General features: G+C 71.5%; 7 protein-coding genes. 3 read left to right on the forward strand and 4 right to left on the reverse strand.

The window, feature by feature from the left end:
- The 3 genes from Q0C41_RS27205 to Q0C41_RS27215 form a co-directional block, all read left to right on the forward strand.
- Positions 1–520 (forward strand): PD-(D/E)XK nuclease family protein (locus Q0C41_RS27205; RefSeq protein ID WP_291989428.1); only part of this gene is annotated, 520 nt, incomplete at its 5' end.
- A 46-nt stretch (positions 521–566) separates the two neighbouring features.
- Complete coding sequence (locus Q0C41_RS27210; protein ID WP_291989430.1) at positions 567–1,865, forward strand: APC family permease; 1,299 nt, start codon at positions 567–569, stop codon at positions 1,863–1,865.
- Between the two features lie 259 nt (positions 1,866–2,124).
- Positions 2,125–3,291, forward strand: coding sequence for an AI-2E family transporter (locus Q0C41_RS27215; RefSeq protein WP_291989432.1), 1,167 nt, complete (start codon positions 2,125–2,127; stop codon positions 3,289–3,291).
- A gap of 15 nt (positions 3,292–3,306) precedes the next feature.
- Here Q0C41_RS27215 and Q0C41_RS27220 read toward each other — a convergent pair whose 3' ends face one another.
- From Q0C41_RS27220 to Q0C41_RS27235, 4 genes are all read right to left on the reverse strand, one after another.
- Positions 3,307–6,174: a response regulator gene (locus Q0C41_RS27220; RefSeq protein ID WP_291989434.1), complete on the reverse strand. Its 2,868-nt coding sequence runs from the start codon at positions 6,172–6,174 to the stop codon at positions 3,307–3,309.
- An 8-nt stretch (positions 6,175–6,182) separates the two neighbouring features.
- Positions 6,183–7,235, reverse strand: coding sequence for a thioredoxin domain-containing protein (locus tag Q0C41_RS27225; RefSeq protein ID WP_291989436.1), 1,053 nt, complete (start codon positions 7,233–7,235; stop codon positions 6,183–6,185).
- 25 nt (positions 7,236–7,260) lie between these two features.
- Positions 7,261–8,199, reverse strand: coding sequence for a TraB/GumN family protein (locus Q0C41_RS27230; protein WP_291989438.1), 939 nt, complete (start codon positions 8,197–8,199; stop codon positions 7,261–7,263).
- On the reverse strand, positions 8,196–9,480 hold a 1,285-nt coding region (locus Q0C41_RS27235; RefSeq protein ID WP_291989440.1), incomplete at its 5' end, for an aminoacetone oxidase family FAD-binding enzyme. The genes Q0C41_RS27230 and Q0C41_RS27235, both read right to left, overlap by 4 nt.

A 9,480-nucleotide genomic window follows, 5' to 3' on the forward strand; every position in this document is an offset into this window, starting at 1 on the left:
GGTGACCGATGCCGCGCGCGCGCTCGCGTCGAAGCCCACGGACGTCGCGGTGCTGCAGGTGCCGGCCAGCGGGCCACGCCGCGGTGGCCGGGCGTTCGGGGCCCTGGTCCACGAGGGGCTGGCCGTCGTCGGGCTCGACGCGTCGGAGGCCGACATCGCATCGGCCGTGGCGTTCAAGGCCCGGGTGCTGGGCGCCGGCGCCGTCGATCAGCCCGCCGTCGTGGCGGCCATTCGGGATACCCTGCAGCATCCGTTGCTGAGGTCGGCGTCGCTGGCCCACGCGCGGGGGCAGTGTCGCCGGGAAGCGCCCGTCACGTTGCGACTCGAGGACGGCACGTGGGTCGAAGGGCAGCTCGATCTCGCGTTCGAAGAGCCCGAGGGGTGGACGGTCGTCGACTTCAAGACCGACGCGGACATGGAGACGAGCCTCGACGCCTACCGTCGGCAGGTGGGCCTCTACGCCGCTGCCCTGACCGCCGCCACGGGACGCCCGGCGCGCGCGGTGCTGCTGCGCATCTGAACGGCCATCCGGCCCCGGGCGTGGCGCCCGGGGCCTTCGAGGTTCCTTGACCCAGCTGTCCCGTTCCATCGGCGTTCGCGGTCTCACGGCGGCGGTCTTCAACATCACGGTCGGCGCCGGCATCTTCGCCATGCCGGCCCTCGTGGCCCAGATGCTGGGCACCTCGGCCGTGCATGCCTACGTCGCCTGCGCCGCGGCGATGTCGTGCATCGTGCTCTCGTTCGCGGTCGCGGCGAGTCGCGTGCCACGGGTCGGCGGTACTTACGCCTATGCCGAAGCGGCGTTCGGTCCGCTCATCGGCTTCCTCGGCGGGGCGCTGATCTGGTTGAGTGACGTGCTCGCGTCGGCGGCCGTGGTGGCGGGGCTCTCGGCGGCGATCGGTGCGTATGCGCCCCTGCTCGACACGCCGATGGCGCGTGTCCTCGTCCTCGTGGTGGTGCTCGGCAGCCTGGCGTGGATCAACGTGCGCGGCGTCAGGCAGGGGACGCGTGTGCTCGAGATCCTGACCATCGCGAAGCTCGCCCCGCTGCTGTTGCTGATCGGCGCCGGCGTGCTGGTCGGCGGTGGCGGGATGTGGCAGGTCGGTCCCCTGCCTGACGCCGGTGCGATCGGACGTGCCACGCTGGTGCTGATCTTCGCGTTTTCCGGCGCCGAGAGCACGATGTCGCTGAGCGGGGAAGTGGCACATCCGTCCCGCACGATCCCGCGGGCCCTCGTCCTCGCACTGGCGCTGATCACCGGCCTCTACGTCACGGTGCATCTCGCGGCCGCCGTGGCGCTGGGGGCGGCGCTGCCCCTCACCCCCGACGCGCCGCTGGCCGCTGCCGCCGGCATCCTGATCGGGCCGCAGGGCCGCGCGGTGTTGCTGGCCGGCACGGTGATCTCGATGCTCGGCTACGTCAGCGCTCTCGTGATGTCGACGCCACGACTCGTGTTCGCCGTCGCGCAGCGGGGACTGCTGCCGGCGTGGCTCGGACGCGTACACCCGCGATGGCACACGCCCGCCGCCGCCATCGTGGTGCAGACGCTGCTGATCCTGCTCGTCGCGTCGTCCGGGACCTTCGGGGCCCTCGCGAGCTTTGCCAGCGTGGCGGTGGTCTCGGTGTACCTGCTCGCCTGCCTGTCGGCCCTGCAACTCCAGCGCACCGACACCCGGCTCGATGACGCCGCGCTGCCGGGGCACGCGCCCTTCCGGGTGCCCGCGCTGGTGCCGATCGCGGGGGCGCTGATCTGTGTCGCCCTGCTCGCGCAGTCGACGCTGCGCGAGTTCGCCGTCGTTGCCGCCGTGCTCGCCACCGCTGCCACCGGGTTCCTCCTGAGGACGCGCGTCATGACCCGCGCCTGACGTCGGCATCGCCGGCACGGTTGAGGTGTCGCAGGGCGGCCGCCTCGGCGAGGCGGCCCTCCCATGAGGCGCTCCTCCCACGGGCGGCCCTCCCACCTGGGCCGCGTGGCAGTGTTTTGCGTCGCCCTGTTGGCCCTCAGGTCAGTCCCGTCGCGCGGGGCGTCCTCCGAGCCGCGCCGGCGAGCGCGGGCTGCGGCCTGCGGCCCTGTTCACCGATCGCAGCCTGGGCCGTGGATCGCATCTTGCTGACGAGCCCGGGGTGAGCACCCCTCCGTCATCCGACACGCCCGACGTCTCCGACGTGCGCCCCTCGGGCAGCGTCGATCTCGTCCGCGACGAGATCCTGCCCACGGTGTCGCTCCCGATGAGCATCCGCAGCGTGTCGCTGACGGTGCTCACAGCCATCGCCGTGGTGTGGGCGCTGTACGTGGCGCAGACCCTGGTCGTCCCTCTGCTGCTGGGGATGGTGATCAGCCTGGTGCTCTCACCGCTCGTGGAAGGCCTTCGCCGCCTGCGCCTGCCGCGGCCCGCTGGCGCGGGCCTCGTGCTGATGCTCCTGCTCGGCCTGATTGGCGGCATCGGCTACCAGCTGTCGGCACCGGCCGCCGCGCTGGCCGACGAGTTGCCGCAGGTGGCGCGGCGCATCAGGCAGGCCCTGGTCAGCACCACCATCGATCGCGAGAGTGCGATGTCGGACTTGCAGGAGGCGGCTGATGAACTGACCAGCGCTGCGGCCGTCGCGCCGCGCGATCGGTCCGGCGCCCAGCCCGTGCGCGTGGTGGAGCCCCCGGCGGGCCTGCGCGACTACGTGATGACCGGCACCGGCATGGCCGCGCAGGTGCTGCTCGTGCTCTTCCTGGTGTTCTTCCTGCTCTCGGCCGGGGATCTCTACAAGCGCAAGTTCGTCAAGCTCACGGGGCCGTCGCTCTCGCGCAAGAAGATCACCGTGCAGATCATGGACGAGATCAAGGACCAGATCGGCGTGTATCTGCGCACCCTCGTCACGGTGAGCAGCATCGTCGGCGTCGCCACGTGGCTGGCCTATCTTGCCGTCGGCATGCCCAACGCGGCCGTGTGGGGCCTGCTCGCGGGCGTGGCCAACGTGGTGCCCTACATCGGCCCGACGCTGGTGGCCGGCGCGGCATCGGCGATGGCCTTCGCGCACTTCGGCACCATCGGCGAAGCCGTTATGGTCGGCTCGATCCAGGTGGCGATCACGTCGCTCGAGGGATTCCTGCTGACGCCAGCCCTCATGAGCCGGTCGGCCCGGATGAACCCGGTCGCGATGTTCGTCGGCCTGCTGTTCTGGGGCTGGCTGTGGGGCGCCTGGGGCGTCGTGCTGGGTGTGCCCCTGCTGATGGCGACCAAGGTGATCGCCGACCGCGTCGACGACCTCCACGCGCTCGGCGAGTTGCTCGGAGACTAGACCGGGGCTCAGGGCTCAGGGCTCGAGACCGGACGCGTGCTCGTCGAGGACGCGGCTGACGACCGTGACGACCTGCTCCGGCGTGAACGGCTTCTGGATGACGGCGGCCGCACCCATGGCGCGCGCCACTTCGAGGAAGCCGCCGTCGAACGCGCCGGACATCGCCACGACCGGGATGTGCGGGCGTTCCTGTCGCATGCGACGGATGGTCTCCAGGCCCTCGTGGTCGGGCATCACGAGGTCGGTCAGCACCAGGTCGACGCGGCCGCCTTCGCACAGCCGGACCGCCTCGAGCCCGTTGCCGGCCTGCAGGACTTCGAAGCCGGCGCCGGTCAGCGTGGCGGCGAGGAGCAGTCGCAGGCCCGGCTCATCGTCGGCCACGACGATGCGGCGCGGGCCCGTGGCCACGGGAGGTGCGGATTCTGGCGTAGGCACGTGCGTCCTGTCTCCCGCTCTGGAGGTCCTGGCGGACAGGACCTCCCGGACTCCCCTCAGCAACTCGGCCGGCGTGAACGGCTTGGCCAGAAAGTGCAGCCCCGACTCGAGCGCGCCGTTCTGCACGATGGCGGTCTGCGTGTAGCCGCTCATGAACAGCACCCCCAGATTGGGCACGCGCTGTTGCAGGGCGGTCGCTACCTCACGCCCCGACATCCTCGGCATGATGACGTCGGTCAGCAGCAGGTCGATCGTGCCTGTGTGCGCCTCGACCAGCGCCACCGCCTCGACGCCGTGATCGGCCACGAGCACGTTGTAGCCGTGGGCGCGCAGCACATCGGCCGCCAGTCGCCGCACGGCCTCGTGGTCCTCGACGACGAGCACCGTCTCGTGGCCGCCGAGATCGGAGGGCGGGGCAGGCGCGGCCACGTCGACCACCGGTGCGGCCGCGGCCGCCAGCGGCAGGTACAGGACGAAGGTGGATCCCTCGCCGAAGGCCGTTCGCACGACGATGTTGCCGCCGCTCTGCCGGATGATGCCGTACGCGACGGGCAACCCGAGACCGGACCCGCGCGTCTTCGGCTTGGTGGTGAAGAACGGCTCGAAGATCCGCGCGCGCGTCTCTTCGTCCATGCCGATGCCCGTGTCGGTGACGGAGACGGTGACGTACGGCCCCTCGGGCAGGCCCTCGCGGTCGGCGGTCTCGGCATCGACGAAGGCCTCGCCGGCCTCGACCGTCAGCGTGCCGCCCTCGGGCATCGCGTCGGCGCCGTTGATGGCGAGATTGAGCAGCACCTGTTCCAGCTGCACCGGATCGACCATCACCGAGGGCAGCGCTGCCGGCATCGACGTGCGGACGTCGATGTCCTCGCGCAGCAGTCGGCCCAGCATCGGGCGGAGGTTGTCGATGACGCCGCGGACGTCGAGCGGCCGTGGCTGCAGGACCTGGCGTCGACTGAAGGCGAGCAACTGCTGGGTCAGCGTCGCGGCGCGCTCGCCAGCCTGCAGGATGTGACCGGCGTCGACGCGCAGCGGGTCGGCCTCGTGCAGCCGCGAGATGAGCAGCTGCGCATAGCCGTTGATCACCGTCAGCAGGTTGTTGAAGTCGTGGGCGACACCGCCAGCGAGCTGGCCAATCGCCTCCATCTTCTGGGCCTGGACCAGCTGCTCCTCGAGGTGCTTCTCCGCGCTGACGTCGTTGGACAGCACCAGCCGCGCGCGACGCCCCTCGAACATCGTCGGGTAGGACGAGATGCGGGCGAACAGCAGCGAGCCGTCGCTGCGCAGGTGGCGCCAGGGGCCCGTGCGCGAGATGCCGCCGACGCGTGACTCGACGGCGGCCCGCACCTGCTCGGTGTCCTCGGGCGGGCGGATGTCGAGGATGGTGCGCGCGAGGAACTCCTCGCGGGTGTACCCGTACATCGCCTCGGCGGCGGCGTTGACGTCGAGGAAGGCCAGCGTCTCGAGGTCGTAGACCCACATCGGCTGCGGGTTGTCCTGGAAGAGCAGCCGATAGCGCTGCTCGCGCTCCTTCAGGTCCTCCAGTTCCAGGTGCCGCTCGGTGGTGTCGCGCTGCACCGACACCCAGTGCGTGTACCAGCCCGAGGCATCGGCCACCGGCACGATGTTGAGCTCGGTCCAGAACGGGGTACCGTCCTTGCGGTAGTTCAGGACCTCCTCGCGCACGGGCTGCCACGCCTTGAGACCCGCCTTGATGCGATCGAGCGCCGCGCGATCGCTGTCGGGCCCCTGCAGGAGGCGTGGCGTCTTCCCGAGGACCTCGGCCGCCGCGTACCCCGTGAACTGCGTGAAGGCCTCGTTGCAGTACACGATGGTCGGGCCGTCGGGACCCTCGACCGGCTCGGCGTGCGTGATCAGGATGGCATCGAGACTGGCGCGCGTCGCCATCGACGTCAGCTCCAGCTGGCGACGACTGGCCTCGAGTTCGGCCGTGCTGCGGCGCAGTTCGAGCTGGGCGACGACCAGCGCCGCCAGATCGCGCAGCTGCGCGATCTGGAACGGCGTGAGTCCGGCGGCCCGCGCATCGCGATCGATCACGCAGAGCGTGCCGAGGCGCTGTCCGTCGGGCGTCGTCAGCGGGGCGCCGGCGTAGAAGCGAATCCCCGGCTCGCCGGTCACCAGCGGGCTGTCCTCGAAGCGCGCGTCGGCCGTCGCGTCGGGTACCACGAGGACGTCATCGCTCAGGATGACGTGGGCACAGAGGGCGTGCTCGCGCGGCGTCGACACCATCTCCAGGCCGACGCGGGACTTGAACCACTGGCGCGACTCGTCGATCAAGGTGATCAACGCCATCGGCGCGCCGAAGATCGACGACGCCAGGCGCGTCAGCCGGTCGAAAGTCTCTTCGGCAGGCGTGTCGAGGATGGCGTAGCGACGCAGCGCCTCGAGGCGCGCCGGCTCGTTGTCGGGACGCGGGGCTGGAGGCACGCGCGGTCTCAGCGGCGGGCGCCGCGAAGCTCCTCGTCGATGATCGCCACGAACGCGTCGATCGGCTGCGCCCCGCGGACCTCGCGGCCATTGACGAAGAAGCCTGGCGTGCTGTTGAGCCCGAGCGCCTCGCCCTGATCGACATCACGCTGGATGGCGGCCTTCGTCTCGGGGTTGGCCAGACAGGCCGTGAACGCCGCGGCGTCGAGATTGGCCGCCGCCGCGTACCGCGCCAGCGTCGCGTCGCTGGCGTCACTGCCGCTGTCGGCATACACGGCGTCGTGGAAGCCCCAGAACTTGTCCTGCTTGCCGGCGCACCACGCGGCCTCGGAGACACGTCGCGCCTGCGGATGCAGGCCGTCGAGCGGCAGGTGCTTGTAGACGAGGCGCACCTGGCCCGGGTACTTCTCGAGCAGCGCGTTCAGGGTCGGCTGCACACGGCGACAGAACGGGCAATGGAAATCCGAGTACTCGATGATGGTGACCGGGGCGGTGGCGGTGCCGCGGACCGGCGCGCCGGTGATGTCCACCTCGGCGCGGTGCGGCACCGGGGGCTCGAGCCGCATCTCGATCGTCGCGGCGGCGCGCAGGCCCGCCACCACGCTGGTGCGGCGCGCGTCGGTCTTCTGCTCGAGCAGGAACTCGCGGATCTGGGGCCGCAGCTGTGTGGCGTCGCCGCGAATGCGCGCGCGATTGGCCTCGATGAAGCCATCGATCTCCGGCTCATTGACCGTGCCCGCCTTGCCGGCGATCTCGGCCTGCTCGAAGGCCTCCAGCGTCACGCCGCGCCGCGTCGCCTCGGCCTCGAGCAAGCGCTTCGCGATCAGGCCGTCCACCTGCCCCTTGCGCAGCTCGTACAGCTGCTCTTCGAGGCGGGCGATCTCGAGGCCCGCGGCCGAGCGGACGTCGGCTTCGGTGATCGGCGTGCCGTTGACCGTGGCGAGGACCGGCGACGGCCCCGCCTTCGCGTCGCGCCCTGCGGCAGGTTGCGCCTCGGATACGGGCGTGGCCGAACATCCGGCCACCAGCACCACCGCCATCAACACGGAACTGAAACGCATGCCCGAATCCTTCTTGCCGGGGCGGCTAGGGCCGCACGCGGCTGATGTCGTACCCGCGCGCCCCGAGGAGCTGCGGGAGATTGTCGGGGCCCACGAGGTGCAGGGCGCCCACGGCCACGAACAGGCGCTCGCCAGGTGCGGTGCGGCGCAGGGCGTCGATGCGATCGGCCATGCGATGATTCCGCTTCACGAGCACCTCGGCCTGAAACTTCCGCGCCAGGGCGGCATCGCTGCGGCCTTGGGAGAGCGTCGCGGCCAGCTTCTCACCATTTCCTTCCACGTACCACTCCACCAGCGCAGCGCCGGTGGTCGAGCGCGTCGGCGACTCCAGGTCGCGCAGGGCCTCGTCGAGCAACGCCGCCTGCTCGGTAGGGCTGAACGCATCGAACGTCCCGGCCTGCTCGGCGATCGTCTCGAGCCCGCCGACCTGCTTGCCCGCCGCCGTCGCCTGCCCGTACAGGTGCGCGTCGAGCGAGGCCTTGCCCGCCAGCAGCTCGGGCAGGTAGTCGAGCGACGCCAGCTGTGCCAGCGCGGCCCAGGGCTTCAGGCGGTCCAGCATGATCCCGATGAGCGGAGCCACCTCGGGCGCGTCCCTGGCAAGCGCGACCCGGACCCGCGTCTCCAGTCGAGAGAATTGCGCCTCGCCGATGATCGCACGCAGGCGCTGGCCGTCGGGCAGCAGCAGGGCCGACGCCAGTTCGACCTGGTGGGCGCCATCGAGCGGAATCTCGGTGACCACGCGGTCGGCGCGGTCGAAGGCCTGCTGGACGACGGGCGCCAGGGCCAGCACGCGCGCGTCGGGCACGTGAATCGTCCCGAAGAGCCACACCTGATGCGCATCGAGGCGGCCCTGCCACAGCAGCGGGCCGGATGCGACGGTGAGGGCGGCCGGACCACTACCAAAGGTAAGGGTCAGTGCGAGCACGGCGATGATCAGGTGCCCTGCCGTGCCGTGCGTCCTCATGGGTTTCGTGATCCTGACACAGGTTGTGCGGTGTCGCTCGAGACGCGGCGGGCCGCCGCGCGTCCCGCGACGGTGCCACTGGCCCACGCCCACTGGAAGTTGAAGCCGCCGATCCGTCCGTCCACGTCGCACACCTCGCCACAGAGGAAGAGGCCCGGCCGTGTGCGCGCCTCGAGGCCCGGCGTCAGTGCCGACAGTGGAACGCCGCCGGCGGTGACCTCGGCCACCTCGAATCCTCGCGTGCCCGTCACGGGCAGGCGCAGGGCCGTGCATGCCCCGACCAGGCGCTTGCGCGCCTCGCGGGTGAGGGTCGCCCCCGACTGATCGGGGTCGACGCCGGCCAGCCCACAGAGTGCATCGGCGAGGCGATCCGGCAGCGGCGGCGCCAGGGCGCGTCGCACCGGGCGGGCGCCGTGCTGCTGCAATCGGCTGTCGAGGTCCTCCGGTGCAATGTCGCCCAGCCAGTGCACGAGAAGCTCGGCCTGTGGGTCCTCGTCCCGCGCCGCCTGCCACAGGCGACTGACGTCGAGGACGGCCGGGCCCGAGAGGCCCTGGTGGGTGCACAGGAGCGCGCCGGTGACGGTGCTCAGGCGTCGCCCCGTGCCCGAGACGACGGTGAGTTGGACGTCGGTGGCCAGCCCCGACAGGGCCCTCAGCGGATGCCCCTCGGCCAGGCGCAACGGCACGAGCGCGGGAAAGATCCGCGGCGTCAGCGGCAGTCCGAGGCGCGCCGCGAGGGCATAGCCCGAGCCGTCGGACCCCGTCTTGGGCACGCTGCGCCCGCCCGTCGCCAGGACGACCGCGCCGAACCGCTCGCCGGCCGGGACGCCTGCCACATCGACGAGGAACCCCTCATCGGCATCCCCTCGCACGTCGGTGACGCGGGCCGGCACGCGCAGGTGCACGCCAGCCCGTCTGGCGGCGTCGAGCAGGGCCTGCAGCACGTCGCGGGCGCGGTCCGACACGGGGAACAGCTTGCCGGTCGGTTCCCGCTTGAGCGGCACGCCCTCGGCCTCGAAGAACGCGCGCGTCGCCTCGACATCGAAGGCCCGCAGCACGCGGCGGATGGCCGGGGCGGTGGATCCGTGGAAGTCCCGCTCGCTGACGACGTGGTGCGTCACGTTGCAGCGTCCGCCGCCGGCGATGAGGATCTTGGCGCCGAGCCGCGGGGCCCCGTCGAAGGCGACCACCGGCACGTGCGGGGTCGCGCGGGCGGCCGCGATGGCGGCCATCAGGCCCGCGGCGCCGGCGCCCACCACTGCGATCGCGTCTTTTTTCATC

The sequence above is a fragment of the Luteitalea sp. genome (assembly GCF_022842525.1).
Taxonomy (GTDB): Bacteria; Acidobacteriota; Vicinamibacteria; order Vicinamibacterales; family Vicinamibacteraceae; genus Luteitalea.